The 14,489-nt window shown below is 72.5% G+C and carries 10 protein-coding genes; 7 read left to right on the top strand and 3 right to left on the bottom strand.

The window, feature by feature from the left end:
• Positions 1-9: 9 nt before the first annotated feature.
• The 5 genes from mmuM to argF all read left to right on the top strand — a co-directional run bounded on the left by mmuM (position 10) and on the right by argF (position 7,809).
• Positions 10-912, top strand: a complete 903-nt coding sequence (mmuM, locus tag ACIOGX_RS17215; RefSeq protein WP_401914017.1) for a homocysteine S-methyltransferase — start codon at positions 10-12, stop codon at positions 910-912.
• Between the two features lie 106 nt (positions 913-1,018).
• On the top strand, positions 1,019-2,650 hold the full coding sequence (locus ACIOGX_RS17210) for a 3' terminal RNA ribose 2'-O-methyltransferase Hen1 (protein WP_401914014.1): 1,632 nt from the start codon (positions 1,019-1,021) through the stop codon (positions 2,648-2,650).
• Positions 2,647-5,208, top strand: a complete 2,562-nt coding sequence (locus tag ACIOGX_RS17205; protein WP_401914011.1) for a polynucleotide kinase-phosphatase — start codon at positions 2,647-2,649, stop codon at positions 5,206-5,208. Before ACIOGX_RS17210 ends, ACIOGX_RS17205 begins: the two co-directional genes overlap by 4 nt.
• A 128-nt stretch (positions 5,209-5,336) precedes the next feature.
• Positions 5,337-6,569, top strand: coding sequence for an arginine deiminase (locus ACIOGX_RS17200; protein ID WP_356511666.1), 1,233 nt, complete (start codon positions 5,337-5,339; stop codon positions 6,567-6,569).
• A gap of 223 nt (positions 6,570-6,792) precedes the next feature.
• On the top strand, positions 6,793-7,809 hold the full coding sequence (gene argF / locus ACIOGX_RS17195; protein WP_401914009.1) for an ornithine carbamoyltransferase: 1,017 nt from the start codon (positions 6,793-6,795) through the stop codon (positions 7,807-7,809).
• Positions 7,810-7,896: 87 nt separating this feature from the next.
• Here argF and ACIOGX_RS17190 read toward each other — a convergent pair whose 3' ends face one another.
• Positions 7,897-8,304, bottom strand: coding sequence for an ATP-binding protein (locus ACIOGX_RS17190; protein ID WP_356511663.1), 408 nt, complete (start codon positions 8,302-8,304; stop codon positions 7,897-7,899).
• A 361-nt stretch (positions 8,305-8,665) separates the two neighbouring features.
• Here ACIOGX_RS17190 and ACIOGX_RS17185 point away from each other — a divergent pair, with 361 nt between their 5' ends.
• Together ACIOGX_RS17185 and ACIOGX_RS17180 are read left to right on the top strand one after the other, a co-directional pair.
• A complete protein-coding gene (locus tag ACIOGX_RS17185; protein WP_401914006.1) occupies positions 8,666-9,499 on the top strand; it encodes an enoyl-CoA hydratase family protein in 834 nt (277 codons plus the stop codon).
• Complete coding sequence (locus ACIOGX_RS17180; protein WP_401914256.1) at positions 9,499-11,790, top strand: bifunctional salicylyl-CoA 5-hydroxylase/oxidoreductase; 2,292 nt, start codon at positions 9,499-9,501, stop codon at positions 11,788-11,790. Before ACIOGX_RS17185 ends, ACIOGX_RS17180 begins: the two co-directional genes overlap by 1 nt.
• Here the strand turns inward: ACIOGX_RS17180 and ACIOGX_RS17175 are convergent.
• Together ACIOGX_RS17175 and ACIOGX_RS17170 are read right to left on the bottom strand one after the other, a co-directional pair.
• Positions 11,777-12,661, bottom strand: a complete 885-nt coding sequence (locus ACIOGX_RS17175; RefSeq protein ID WP_401914003.1) for a PaaX family transcriptional regulator C-terminal domain-containing protein — start codon at positions 12,659-12,661, stop codon at positions 11,777-11,779. The two genes, ACIOGX_RS17180 and ACIOGX_RS17175, sit on opposite strands and share 14 nt — an antisense overlap.
• A 9-nt stretch (positions 12,662-12,670) precedes the next feature.
• Positions 12,671-14,353: an AMP-binding protein gene (locus ACIOGX_RS17170; RefSeq protein ID WP_401914253.1), complete on the bottom strand. Its 1,683-nt coding sequence runs from the start codon at positions 14,351-14,353 to the stop codon at positions 12,671-12,673.
• Positions 14,354-14,489 lie beyond the last annotated feature (136 nt).

Here is a 14,489-nt window from a genome sequence, read left to right as displayed (position 1 = left end):
GGAGCGACCGTGAAACCCACCCGCACACTCGCCGCCGCCCTCGCCGGAGGGACCGTCGTTCTCGACGGCGGTCTCTCCAACCAGCTCGCCGCGCAGGGCTGCGATCTGTCCGACGGTCTCTGGTCGGCGCGGCTCCTCGTGGACAGCCCGGAGCAGATCGAGGCGGCTCACGCGGCGTATGTGCGGGCGGGCGCGCGGGTGCTGATCACCTCCAGCTATCAGGCGACGTACGAGGGTTTCGCGCGGCGCGGGGTGGCGCGTGACACGGCGGGCGCGCTGCTGGCCCGCAGTGTGGAGCTGGCACGCCGGGCGGGCGCGGCGGGACCGGACGAGGTGTGGGTGGCGGCCTCGGTCGGTCCGTACGGCGCCATGCTCGCCGACGGCAGTGAGTACCGGGGCCGGTACGGACTGCCGGTGCGGGAGCTGGAGCGGTTCCACCGGCCGAGGATCGAGACCCTCGCCTCGGCCGGTCCGGACGTGCTCGCGCTGGAGACCGTCCCGGACACCGACGAGGCGGAGGCGCTGCTGCGGGCCGCCGCCGGCTGCGGGGTGCCGGTCTGGCTCTCGTACTCGGTCGAGGGCGGGCGCACCCGGGCGGGACAGCCGCTCGCCGACGCCTTCGCCCTGGCGGCCGGTGACGACCAGGTGATCGCCGTGGGGATCAACTGCTGCGCGCCGGGGGACACCGACCGCGCGGTCGAGCTGGCCGCCTCGGTGACGGGCAAGCCGGTCGTCGTCTATCCGAACAGCGGGGAGGGCTGGGACGCGAGGACGCGGAGCTGGCGCGGGGACGCCACCTTCGATCCGTCCCGGGTGCGGTCCTGGCAGGAGGCGGGGGCGCGGCTGGTCGGCGGCTGCTGCCGGGTCGGGCCGGAGCGGATCGCGGAGCTGACCGCGCTGACCGGGCGTTGAGCGGACCCCGACGACGCGCCGCCGTTGGCTCCGGCGGGCGCGGGGCCGACGGAGCCATCGGGAAAACCCCTGGTCGTGGCGGATCCGGCGGGCAATACTCGTACGGGTGTTCCTGACGATCAGTACGACCGGCACCCCGGAGCGTCCCGCGACCGACCTCGGATTCCTGCTGCACAAGCATCCCGACCGGGCGCAGACGTTCTCCACGTCGCACGGCACCGCCCAGGTGTTCTATCCCGAGGCGTCCACCGAACGCTGCACGGCGGCCATGCTGCTGGAGATCGATCCGGTGGCGCTGGTGCGACGGGGCAAGGGGAAGGGCCGGGGCGGCGCCCCCGACGCGGCCCTCGCGCGGTATGTCAACGACCGCCCCTACGCCGCGTCCTCGCTGCTCGCGGTCGCGCTGAGCACCGTCTTCAAGAGCGCCCTGCGCGGCGTCTGCACCGCGCTCCCCGAGCGGGCCGCGAACCCGCTGCCGCTGCGGATCGAGATCCCGGCGGTGCCCGCGCGCGGCGGCGCCGAGCTGGTACAGGCGCTCTTCGGACCGCTGGGCTGGGCCTCGGTACGGGCGGAGCCGGTGCCGCTGGACGAGCGCTTCCCGCAGTGGGGCGACTCGCGTTATGTGCAGCTCGTGCTGGAGGGCGAGCTGCGGCTCGCCGACGCGCTGCGCCAGCTCTACATCCTGCTGCCGGTGCTCGACGACGCGAAGCACTACTGGGTCGCGCCCGATGAGGTGGACAAGCTGCTGCGGGCGGGCGAGGGCTGGCTGGCCGAGCACCCCGAGCAGCAGCTGATCACCAGCCGCTATCTGGCCCGCCGCTGGGGGCTGACCCGGCAGGCCATGGCCCGTCTTGAGCTGGTCAGGCTCGCCGAGGCCGATGACATCGACGTCGAGGCGATCGACAACGCGGTGGAGGAGATCCCCGCCGAGGACGCTGACGGCACCGAGGCCGGGGACGCCACCGAGCCCCGGGACGGCACCGAGGCCGGGGACGCAGCCGAGCCCCGGGACGTCGGCCAGGCCGGGGACGCCGCCGGGGCCGCGCCGTCGAAGGAGGTCTCGCTCGCCTCCCGGCGCCGTGAGGCGATCCTGACCGCGCTGCGCGACGCGGGCGCCAGTTCGGTGCTCGACCTGGGCTGTGGCCAGGGCCAGTTGGTACAGGCGCTGCTCAAGGACGCGCGCTTCCGGCACATCGTCGGCGTGGACGTGTCCGTACGGGCGCTCACCATCGCCGCGCGCCGGCTCAAGCTGGACCGGATGAGCGAGCGCCAGGCCGAGCGCGTCACGCTCACGCAGGGCGCGCTCACGTACACCGACAAGCGGTTGAAGGGATACGACGCCGCCGTGCTGAGCGAGGTCATCGAGCATCTCGATCCGCCCCGGCTGCCCGCCCTGGAGTACGCGGTCTTCGGCTCGGCCCGCCCCGGGACCGTCGTCGTGACCACACCGAACGTCGAGTACAACGTGCGCTGGGAGACGCTTCCCGCCGGACACGTACGCCACGGCGACCACCGCTTCGAGTGGACCCGCGCGGAGTTCCGCGACTGGGCCGGGGAGGTGGCACGGCGCCATGGATACGACGTGACGTACCGGCCGGTCGGCCCCGACGACCCCGAGGTGGGCCCGCCCACGCAGATGGCGGTGTTCACCGCCACTGCCACCGACCCGCGGACCACGCGGACCACACGGACCACACGGACCACACAGACCACACGGAAGGAGGAGAAGGCCGCATGACCAGCACCACCGCTCCCGTCACCACCGACGCCGCACGGCGTCCCCTGCCGGTGCCCGATCTCTCCCTCGTGGTGCTGATCGGCGCCACCGGCTCCGGCAAGTCCACCTTCGCCCGCAGCCGGTTCAAGCCCACCGAGGTCGTCTCCTCCGACTTCTGCCGCGGTCTGGTCGCGGACGACGAGAACGACCAGGGCGCCACCGCCGACGCCTTCGACGTACTCCACTACATCGTCGGCAAGCGCCTCGCGGCCGGGCGGCTCACCGTCGTGGACGCCACCAACGTCCAGCCGGAGAGCCGCAAGCGGCTCGTGCGGCTCGCCCGCGAGCACGACGTACTGCCCGTCGCGATCGTCCTCGACCTGCCCGAGGAGGTGTGTGCCGCGCGCAACGCGGCCCGCCCCGACCGGGCCGGAATGCCGCGCCATGTGATCAAGCGGCACCGCGGCGAACTGCGCCGCTCGCTGCGCGGTCTGGAGCGCGAGGGCTTCCGCAAGGTGCATATCCTGCGCGGCGAGCGCGAAGTGGAGAGCGCCGAGATCGTTCTCGAACGCCGCTACAACGACCTCGCCCATCTCACCGGCCCCTTCGACATCATCGGAGACATCCACGGCTGCCGCTCCGAGCTGGAGACCCTGCTCGGCAAGCTCGGCTACGAGGACGGCGCGCATCCCGGGGGCCGCACGGCGGTCTTCGTCGGGGACCTCGTCGACCGCGGCCCCGACAGCCCCGGCGTGCTGCGCCGGGTGATGGGCATGGTCGCGGCGGGCAATGCCCTGTGTGTGCCGGGCAACCACGAGAACAAGCTCGGTCGCTGGCTGAAGGGAAAGCAGGTCCAGCACACCCACGGGCTCGCCGAGACCATCGAGCAGCTGGAGCGGGAGGACGACGCGTTCCGCACCCGGGTGCGGGAGTTCATCGACGGCCTGGTCAGCCACTACGTCCTGGACGGCGGCAAGCTGGTCGTCTGCCACGCCGGGCTGCCCGAGAAGTACCACGGGCGCACCTCGGGCCGGGTCCGTTCCCATGCGCTGTATGGCGACACCACAGGGGAGACGGACGAGTTCGGCCTGCCCGTGCGCTACCCCTGGGCCGAGGAGTACCGGGGCCGGGCGGCGGTGGTGTACGGCCACACACCCGTACCGAACACCTCATGGATCAACAACACCCTCTGCCTGGATACCGGAGCGGTCTTCGGCGGCCGGATGACCGCACTGCGCTGGCCCGAGCGCGAGATCGTCGACGTACCGGCCGAGCGGGTCTGGTACGAGCCGGCCAGACCGCTGGTCACGGAGGCGCCCGGCGGCAGAGAGGGCCGTCCGCTGGATCTCGCGGATGTGCGGGGCAAGCGGATCGTGGAGACCCGCCACATGGCGCGCCTCGCGGTACGTGAGGAGAACGCGGCGGCGGCCCTGGAGGTGATGAGCCGGTTCGCGGTCGACCCGCGGCTGCTCGCCTATCTCCCGCCCACCATGGCGCCCACCGCCACCTCGGAGCGGGACGGCTACCTGGAGCACCCGGCCGAGGCGTTCGCGCAGTACCGCGCGGACGGCGTCGGACAGGTCGTGTGCGAGGAGAAGCACATGGGTTCCCGCGCGGTGGCGCTGGTCTGCCGTGACGCGGCGGCGGCGCGCGAACGCTTCGGCGTGGCCGGGCCGACCGGCGCGCTGCACACCCGTACCGGCAGGCCCTTCTTCGACGACGAGGCCGTCACCGAGGAGATCCTCGACCGGCTGCGCACCGCCGTCACCGCCGCCGGGCTGTGGCGGGAACTCGACACCGAGTGGGTGCTGCTGGACGCCGAGCTGATGCCCTGGTCGCTGAAGGCCACCGGCCTGCTGCGTACCCAGTACGCCGCGGTGGGCGCCGCCGCCGGGGCGGCCTTCCCCGCCGTCACGCGGGCGCTCGAAGCCGCCGCGTCCCGGGGCGTCGAGGTCGGGGGACTGCTGGCCGCGCAGCGCGGACGCGCGACGGACGCCGCCGCGTTCACCGAGGCGTACCGGCGCTACTGCTGGCCGACGGAGGGACTGGAGGGCGTGCGCCTGGCGCCGTTCCAGCTGCTCGCCGTCCAGGGCCGCAGCCTCGCCGGCGTCCCGCACGACCAGCAGCTGGCCTGGCTGGACCGGCTGGTCGAGCACGACCCGACCGGTCTGCTCCAGGTCACCCGGCGGCTGATCGTGGACACCGGCGACGCGGAATCGGTGCGCGGCGGTGTCGACTGGTGGCTGGAGATGACGGAGCGGGGCGGCGAGGGCATGGTCGTCAAGCCGCTCCAGGCGCTCGTACGGGACGACGGGAACCGGCTGGTGCAGCCGGGCGTGAAGGTACGGGGCCGGGAGTATCTGCGGATCATCTACGGGCCCGAGTACACCCGCCCGGACAACCTCCAGCGGCTGCGCAACCGCTTCCTCGGCCACAAGCGGTCGCTGGCGCTGCGGGAGTACGCCCTCGGCCTGGAGGCCCTGGACCGGCTGGCGGACGGCGAACCGCTGTGGCGGGTCCACGAGGCCGTCTTCGCGGTCCTGGCCCTGGAGTCGGAACCGGTCGACCCCCGGCTCTGACGGTGGAGCGGGTCCTGTCTCCCGGGGCAGGACCCGCTCCCGGGGACAGGACCTCGGGACAGGACCTCGGGACAGGACCTCGGCCGTTCGCCGCGTGAACCACGCTCCACACGGTGAGGATGGGAGACATGGGATTCCATGTCGACTCCGAGACCGGGCGGCTGCGCCGCGTCATACTGCACCGCCCGGATCTGGAGCTCAAACGCCTCACGCCCGGCAACAAGGACACACTGCTCTTCGACGATGTGCTCTGGGTACGCCGCGCCCAGGAGGAGCACGACGCGTTCGCCGCGCTCCTGCGCGACCGGGGCGTCCAGGTGCACCTCTTCGGCGATCTGCTGAGGGAGTCCCTGGACCTCCCGGCGGCCCGGCGGCTCGTCCTGGACCGGGTCTTCGACGAGAAGGAGTACGGTCCGCTCGCCACCGGCCATCTCCGGGCGGTCTTCGACGGACAGCCCACGGACCGGCTGGTCGAGGCGCTGGTCGGCGGGATGACCAAGCGGGAGTATCTGGAGCAGCACGCGGAGCCGGTGTCCGTCCGCTTCCACGCGATGGAGCTGGACGACTTCCTGCTCGACCCGCTGCCGAACCATCTCTTCACCCGGGACACCTCGGCCTGGATCTATGACGGCGTGAGCATCAACGCGATGCGCTGGCCCGCCCGGCAGCGCGAGACCGTGCACTTCGAGGCGATCTACAAACACCACCCCCTGTTCACCGGGCCCGCCGCCGGGGCCTTCCACCACTGGTCGGAGGGGCAGGACGACTACCCGTCCACCATCGAGGGCGGTGATGTCCTGGTCATCGGCAAGGGGGCCGTGCTGATCGGGATGAGCGAGCGCACCACCCCGCAGGCGGTCGAGATGCTGGCGCGCGGGCTCTTCGCGGCCGGTTCCGCCACCACGATCGTGGCGCTCGACATGCCCAAGCGGCGGGCGTTCATGCACCTCGACACCGTGATGACGATGGTCGACGGCGATACGTTCACGCAGTACGCGGGCCTCGGCATGCTCCGCTCGTACACCATCGAACCGGGTGGCGACGGCCGGGAGCTGAAGGTCACCGACCATCCGCCGGAGCATATGCACCGTGCCATCGCGGCGGCTCTGGGCCTGGCAGACATCCGGGTGCTGACCGCCACCCAGGACGTGCACTCGGCGGCGCGCGAGCAGTGGGACGACGGCTGCAATGTGCTCGCGGTCGAGCCCGGGGTCGTCGTCGCCTACGAGCGCAATGTCACCACCAACACGCATTTGCGGAAACAGGGCATCGAGGTGATCGAGATCCCGGGCAGCGAGCTGGGCCGGGGCCGGGGCGGGCCGCGCTGTATGAGCTGCCCGGTGGAACGTGACGCCGTGTAGGCGCGGGCGCGGGTCCGGGCGGACGCGGGCGCGGGTCCGGGCGGACGCGAGTGCGGATCCGGGCGGACGCGGCGGATGCGGATGCGGGCGGGGATGTGGGCGCGGGGCGCGAGGAGCGTGGTGTGGGTCAGGTGGGCCGTATAGCGATGCAGGTCGTCGTATATAGTTCCAGTGTCCGGTATCCTCCCCACTCTTCGCGACTCGTGCCCCAGGAGCAGCCATCATGGCGATACACCTCGAAGGCCGCCACTTCCTCAAGGAGCTGGACTTCACGGCCGGGGAGTTCCGCGGCCTGATCGATCTGGCCGCGGAACTCAAGGCGGCGAAGAAGGCGGGCACCGAGGTCCAGCGGCTGCGCGGCAGGAACATCGCCCTGATCTTCGAGAAGGCCTCCACCCGCACCCGCTGCGCCTTCGAGGTGGCGGCGGCGGACCAGGGTGCCTCCACGACCTATATCGACCCGGCCGGCTCGCACATCGGGAAGAAGGAGTCGGCCAAGGACACCGCCCGGGTGCTCGGGCGGATGTTCGACGGTATCGAGTTCCGCGGGGACGCCCAGGAGACCGTCGAGGAACTGGCCGCGTACGCCGGTGTCCCCGTCTTCAACGGCCTCACCGACGCGTGGCACCCCACCCAGATGCTCGCCGACGTGCTGACGATGACCGAGCACACCGACAAGCCGCTGACGGAGATCGCCTTCGCCTACCTCGGGGACGCCCGCTTCAACATGGGCAACTCGTATCTGGTCACCGGCGCCCTGCTCGGTATGGACGTACGGATCGTCGCGCCGCGCGCCTACTGGCCGTCGGACGACATCCTCGCCCTGGCCCGCGAGGCCGCCGCGGACAGCGGGGCCCGGCTCACCCTCACCGAGGAGATCGTCGAGGGCGTGGCGGGCGCGGACTTCGTGGCCACCGATGTCTGGGTGTCGATGGGGGAGGCCAAGGAGGTCTGGGACGAGCGGATCGGGGCGCTCGGCCCGTACACCGTGACGATGGACGTGCTGCGCGCGACGGGCAACCCCGACGTGAGGTTCCTGCACTGCCTTCCGGCGTTCCACGACCTGGGCACGGCGGTGGGCCGGGAGATCCATGAGCGGCACGGGCTGACGGAGCTGGAAGTCACCGACGAGGTCTTCGAGTCGAAGCACTCGGTCGTCTTCGACGAGGCCGAGAACCGGATGCACACCATCAAGGCCGTGCTCGTGGCGACGATGTCCGGGAGCGACGCCGCCCTGTAGCGGGACCGGTGGAGCGTACGAGTCCCGGGGCCGATGGAGCGTACGAGTCCCGGGGCCAGGTGGAGCGACCGGGCCCCGGGGCCCGGCTCAGACCGCCGGAAGCGTGAACCAGACCGCCTTGCCCTGATCCGTGGTGCGGTGGCCGCAGGCCGAGCTGAGCGTACTGATCAGCAGGAGCCCGCGCCCGCCCTCCTGCCACGGGTCCGGCATCGTCCCGGGATGCGAGAGATTGCCCGGCGGGGCCGGGTCGCAGTCGTGCACCTCGACCTGGCAGCCGGTCGGCAGCAGCGCCACGACCAGCTCGATCGGCTCACTCCCCAGGGTGTGCTGGATGGCGTTGGCGACGAGCTCCGCCGTGAGCAGCTCCGCCGTGTCGCTGTGCGTCGGCTCCTCCAGATGTGCCAGAGCGTCACGGACGACGGCGCGCGCGATCGGCACGGCTTCGACACTGTGGGGCAGCGTGACTCTCCAGGGGGAGTCTGCGGCTTCTGGCATGGCGGGCGGTCCGATCAAGGCACAAGTGCGGCCGGGGGGTGCGGGGGTAATTGCTATCACGTTCAACCATACGGAGCGTGAGCGGGTTAACAAGAGGCGCCCGCCCGCCGGGCACGGGACCAATGGCCCTTGCCCACCGGGACCTTCAGCGGCCTACGGGCGGAATCTCGCGGAATTGTCACGGAAGGGACGCGGGCGCATCGCGAGCCTGTCACGGGCGTATCGCGTACTTGTGACGACGGTCATATTCAGGTGATACTTCTCCGTGGCGCCGGACGTCGCCGAAGCGCGCCGACGTCCGCCGAGGCTCGCCGAGGTTCACTCAGGTTCGACTGAGGTACGCCGAAGGAGGCCGCACTCCATGAGCCCGTTCACCGGCTCCGCGTCCGGCACCGACGAATGGCGCCATCTGCGACTGACCCGGGACCGGGACGCCGGCGTCGCGACCGTCACCCTCGCCCGCCCCGCGAAGCTCAACGCGCTCACCTTCGGCGCCTACGCCGATCTGCGCGATCTGCTCGCCGAGCTGTCCCGGGAACGCTCCGTACGCGCCCTCGTGCTCGCGGGCGAGGGCCGCGGCTTCTGCTCCGGCGGCGACGTCGACGAGATCATCGGCGCCACCCTCGCCCTGGACACCGCCCGGCTCCTCGACTTCAACCGGATGACCGGCCAGGTGGTCCGGGCGATCCGGGAGTGCCCCTTCCCGGTGATCGCCGCCGTGCACGGGGTCGCCGCCGGCGCCGGCGCCGTCCTCGCGCTCGCCGCGGACTTCCGGATCGCCGACCCGTCCGCGCGCTTCGCCTTCCTCTTCACCCGGGTGGGCCTCTCCGGGGGCGACATGGGCGCGGCCTATCTGCTGCCCCGCGTGGTCGGGCTCGGGCACGCGACCCGGCTGCTGATGCTCGGCGAACCGGTGCCCGCCGCCGAGGCCGAACGTATCGGGCTGATCAGTGAACTCACCGGCGACGGCCTGGCCGACGCGCGCGCCGCCGCGCTGGCGCGCCGGCTCGCGGAAGGCCCGGCGCTCGCGTACGCGCAGACCAAGGCCCTGCTCACCGCCGAGCTCGACATGCCCCTCGCCGCCGCCGTGGAACTGGACGCCGCCACCCAGGCGTTGCTGATGAACGGCGCCGACTACCGCGAGTTCCACGCCGCCTTCACCGAGAAGCGGCCCCCGAAGTGGCAGGGCCGCTGATGGCCCGCGTCCCGCGCGTCGCGGTCATCGGCGGCGGACCCGGCGGGCTCTACGCCGCCGCCCTGCTCAAGCGGCTCGACCCGGCCCGCGAGATCACCGTCTGGGAACGCAACGCGGCCGACGACACCTTCGGCTTCGGTGTCGTGCTCTCCGACGAGACACTCGGCGGTATCGAGCACGCGGATCCCGTCGTCCACCGGGCGCTCCAGGCCGAGTTCGTACGCTGGGACACCATCGACATCGTGCACCGCGGCCGTACGCTCACCTCCGGCGGCCACGGCTTCGCGGCGCTCGGCCGGCGCCGGCTGCTGGAGATCCTGCACGAGCGCTGCGCGTCCCTCGGCGTACGGCTGCGGTTCCGCACCGAGGCCCCGCCCGCCGCCGCACTCGCCACCGCGTACGACCTGGTGATCGCCGCGGACGGGGTCCACAGCCTCACCCGCGGGACACACGCCGAGGTCTTCGCCCCGACGATCACCACCCACCGCTGCCGCTACGTCTGGCTCGCCGCCGACTTCGCCCTCGACGCGTTCCGCTTCGAGATCGCCGAGACCGAGCACGGCGTGATGCAGCTCCATGGCTACCCCTACGCGAACGGCGCCGCCGGCGCGCGGAGCACGGTCATCGTCGAGATGCGTGAAGAGGTCTGGCGGGCGGCCGGATTCGCGGACCTCGACGAGCGGCAGTCCGCGGACCGCTGCGCCAAGATCTTCGCCGACGCGCTCGGCGGACGTCCGCTGCGCGCCAACGCCTCGTCGTGGAGCGCGTTCCGCACCGTGGTCAACGAGCGCTGGAGCCACGGCCATACGGTCCTCATAGGCGACGCGGCCCACACCGCCCACTTCTCCATCGGCTCCGGCACCAAACTCGCCGTCGAGGACGCCCTCGCCCTCGCCGCCTGTATCGAGGAGCGCCCGGAACTGCCGGACGCGCTCGCGGCGTACGAGAGCGAGCGCCGCCCGGTCGTCGAGTCCACCCAGCGTGCCGCCGCCGCCAGCCTGCGCTGGTTCGAGGAACTGGCCACCTACACGGACCAGCCGCCCCGCCAGTTCGCCTTCGGGCTGCTCACCCGCAGCCGCCGGGTCACCCACGACAACCTGCGGCTGCGCGACCCCCGCTTCACCCGGGCGGTGGAGCGCGACTTCGGCTGCCCGCCCGGCACCCCGCCGATGTTCACGCCCTTCCGGCTGCGCGGGCTGACCCTGCGCAACCGCGTCGTCGTCTCGCCGATGGACATGTACTCCGCCGTGGACGGCGTCCCCGGCGACTTCCATCTCGTCCATCTCGGGGCCCGCGCCCTGGGCGGCGCGGGACTCGTCATGACCGAGATGGTGTGTGTCAGCCCGGAGGGACGCATCACCCCGGGCTGCGCCGGGCTCTACAACCGCGAACAGGGCGACGGCTGGCGCCGAGTCACCGAATTCGTGCACACGCGGTCACCGGGCACGGCCATCGGCGTCCAGCTCGGGCACGCGGGCCGCAAGGGCGCCACCCGCGTGATGTGGGAAGGCATGGACGAGCCGCTGCCCGTGGGCGGCTGGCCGCTCGTCGCCGCCTCACCGCTGCCGTACCGCCCCGGTGTCAGCGAGGTCCCGCACCAGCTCGACCGCCGTCAGCTCGACACGATCCGCGAACAGTTCACCGCCGCCGCCCGGCGGGCCCAGCGCAGCGGCTTCGATCTGCTCGAACTACACTGCGCCCACGGCTACTTGCTCTCCGGGTTCCTCTCCCCGCTGACCAACCGGCGTACCGACGCCTACGGCGGCTCGCTCACCGCCCGGCTGCGCTTCCCGCTCGAAGTCTTCGACGCCGTCCGCGCGGACTGGCCCGACGACCGGCCCATGACGGTCCGGATCTCCGCCACCGACTGGGCGCCCGGCGGTACCACCCCCGAGGACGCCGTCGAGATCGCCCGTGCCTTCGTCGCGCACGGCGCCGACGCGATCGATGTCTCCACCGGCCAGGTCGTCGCCGACGAACGGCCCGAGTTCGGCCGCTCGTACCAGACCCCGTTCGCCGATCTGATCCGGAACACCCTGTCCGTGCCGGTCATCGCCGTGGGGGCCATCTCCTCCTGGGACGATGTCAACTCCCTGCTGCTCGCGGGCCGTACCGACCTGTGCGCGCTGGCCCGGCCCCATCTCCACGACCCGCAGTGGACGCTGCACGCCGCCGGGGCCCAGGGGTACGAGGGCCCGGCCGCGCCCTGGCCGCCGCCGTACCGCGCGGGCAGCCGCACACCCCCGGCCGGCCGCACCGACGATCCGAAGCCGCGCCTCACTCTTCGGTGAACGGCCGTTCCACGAACGCGAGCCCTGCGTCCCGCAGCCGGTGGTGCAGGCGGGTGAAGACCTCCGCGGACCGCGCGCCCGGCCAGTTCTCCGGGAGCAGCCCTGCGGGCAGACCGGGGTCGGCGTACGGCAGATGCCGCCAGGAGTCCAGGGCCAGCAGATAGTCGCGGTACGCGTCCTCCGCCGCGTCTGTGCCCGCGTCTCCGTCCGCGCCTCCGCCCGCGCCGGAGTGCGTGCCGGAGCGCGAGCCCGGGATCCGGTCCTCCCAGGCGTGCAGCACCGGCTCGTGCGCGTCGAGGAACTCCTCGTGCTGGGTGGCGATCGCGTCCAGATCCCACCAGCGGGCCACGGCGTCGGCCGTCGCCTCGAAGCCGAGGTGCTGCCCGCTGAACAGATCGACATACGAGTCGAGCCGCAGCCGCCGCAGCGTGTGCCGGGTCTCCTCGTGGAGCCGGCCCGGCGCGATCCAGACGCCGGGCGCCGCCGTTCCGAAGCCGAGCCGGGTCAGCCGGGAGCGCAGCAGATGGCGCTTGTGGCGCTCGGACTCCGGGACGGTGAAGACGGCGAGGACCCAGCCGTCGGACAGCTCGGGCGCGGGCCGGGCGTAGATCCTGCGGTCCCCGTCGTCGAGCAGCTGGCGCGCCTCGGCCGACAGCGCGTATCCGGCCGCGCCCCGCGCCGTACGCTCGGGGACCAGCAGGCCACGGCGTTTGAGCCGGGAGACCGAGGAGCGTACGGACGGCGCGTCCACACCGAGGGCGCCCAGCAGACGGATCAGCTCCGCCACGGCGAGGGGGGTGTCGTCCGGTGTGCGCCCGTACGCGCCGTACAGAGTGACGATCAGGGATCGGGGGGTGTGCTGCTCGGCCACCTGATCACTTTAGAGCCTCTCGGAGAGGTCCCCGGCTCCGTCGGGGGCGGGTCCCGGGCCCGGAACCCGCAGCCGGAAGCGCTGGAGTTTGCCGGTGGGGGTACGGGGCAGCGCGTCCAGGAAGACCACCGCGCGCGGGCATTTGTACGGCACGAGCCGGGCCCGGACGAACTCCCGCAGCGCCGCGGCCGTCCCCTCGCCGCGCGCCACCCCGTCCCGCACCACGACATACGCCGCGACGACCTGGCCGCGCAGCTCGTCGGGCAGGCCCACCACCGCCGCCTCGACCACATCGGGATGGGCCAGCAGCGCGTCCTCGACCTGCGGGCCCGCGATGTTGTACCCGGCCGAGATGATCATGTCGTCCGCGCGGGCCACATAGCGGAAGTAGCCCTCGGGGTCCCGTACATAGGTGTCGCCGGTCAGATTCCAGCCGCCCCGGACATACTCCCGCTGGCGTGGATCCGCCAGATACCGGCAGCCCACCGGGCCGCGGACGGCCAGCAGCCCCGGTTCCCCGTCGGGCACCGGCGCGCCCGACCGGTCCACGACGCGCGCCTGCCACCCCGGCACCGGCACCCCGGTGGTGCCCGGCCGGATCTCCTCGTCCGCCGCGGAGATGAAGATATGGAGCAGCTCGGTCGCCCCGATGCCGTTGATGACCCGCAGCCCGGTGCGCTCCCGCCAGGCCTGCCAGGTGGCGGCCGGCAGATTCTCGCCCGCCGAGACACAGCGGCGCAGGGAGGAGATGTCGTACGGGCGCGCGGCCAGCTCGTCCAGCATCAGGCGATAGGCGGTCGGCGCGGTGAACAGGACGGACACCCGGTGCCGGGCGACCGCCGCCAACAGCTGGGCGGGCCGGGCCTGTTCGAGCAGCAGCGCGCAGGCCCCGGCGCGCATCGGGAAGATCACCAGACCGCCGAGACCGAAGGTGAAGCCGAGCGGCGGGCTGCCCGCGAAGAGATCGTCGGGCCCGGGGCGCAGCACCTGTCGCGAGAAGGTGTCGGCAATGGCGAGAACGTCACGGTGGAAGTGCATGCACCCCTTGGGCCGGCCCGTGGTCCCCGAGGTGAAGGCGATCAGCGCCACATCGTCCGCCGCCGTCTCCACGGCCGTGTAGCGCGTCGGCTTGCCGTCCGTCAGCCGCAGCAGATCGTCCGGTGTGTCCGCTCCATAGGTCGTGATCCGCAGCCCCGGTATCTCCGCGCGGACCAGCTCGTCCACCGACCTGATGTCGCACAGCGCATGGCCGATCCGCGCCATCTCGCCCATGGTGGCCAGCTCCGCGGCCCGCTGCTGGGCCAGCACGGTGACGGCCACCGCGCCCGCCTTCAGCACCGCCAGCCAGCAGGCCGCCAGCCAGGGCGTGGTCGGTCCGCGCAACAGCACCCGGTTTCCCGGCACCACGCCCAGATCGGTGGTGAGGACATGGGCGATCCGGTCGACGCGCCCGCGTAACTCGCCGTACGTCCAGACCTCTCCGCCGGGCCCGCGGAAGGCGGGCCGGTCCGCGCCGAAGCGTTCGACCGTACGGTCCAGCAGCTCGGCCGCGCAGTTCAGCCGGTCGGGCCGGTCGGGACCGCCGGGGGAGTCCGGCGCGTACGGGACGGGAAGGAGCCGGGGCCACTGGTCCGCGGGCGGCAGATGGTCGCGCGCGAAGGTGTCCCGGTGGGCCGACGGTGTCAGCTCCATGGTGCGCCCCCTTGCGGTGGTGGGGTCGTCCATCGAGGTGCTGGGGTGGGTCGGTGCTGGGGCGGGCTCGCCCATCGAGCGTATCGTGAAGATGACGACAGTCAACGGTCCGCGATAGACGCGCTGGAAGTGGGGG

Source organism: Streptomyces sp. NPDC088147 (assembly GCF_044741565.1).
Classification (GTDB): domain Bacteria; phylum Actinomycetota; class Actinomycetes; order Streptomycetales; family Streptomycetaceae; genus Streptomyces.
Note: the sequence above shows the minus strand (reverse complement) of the source record. Positions and strands in the feature narration are given on the sequence as shown.

Bases quoted from the DNA above. Each gene is read 5' to 3' on its own strand.
- ACIOGX_RS17180 (WP_401914256.1), top strand. From the start codon at position 9,499: ATGGCCCGCGTCCCGCGCGTCGCGGTCATCGGCGGCGGACCCGGCGGG.
- ACIOGX_RS17200 (WP_356511666.1), top strand. From the start codon at position 5,337: ATGGGATTCCATGTCGACTCCGAGACCGGGCGGCTGCGCCGCGTCATA.
- argF (WP_401914009.1), top strand. From the start codon at position 6,793: ATGGCGATACACCTCGAAGGCCGCCACTTCCTCAAGGAGCTGGACTTC.
- ACIOGX_RS17190 (WP_356511663.1), bottom strand. From the start codon at position 8,304: ATGCCAGAAGCCGCAGACTCCCCCTGGAGAGTCACGCTGCCCCACAGT.
- ACIOGX_RS17170 (WP_401914253.1), bottom strand. From the start codon at position 14,353: ATGGAGCTGACACCGTCGGCCCACCGGGACACCTTCGCGCGCGACCAT.
- ACIOGX_RS17185 (WP_401914006.1), top strand. From the start codon at position 8,666: ATGAGCCCGTTCACCGGCTCCGCGTCCGGCACCGACGAATGGCGCCAT.
- ACIOGX_RS17205 (WP_401914011.1), top strand. From the start codon at position 2,647: ATGACCAGCACCACCGCTCCCGTCACCACCGACGCCGCACGGCGTCCC.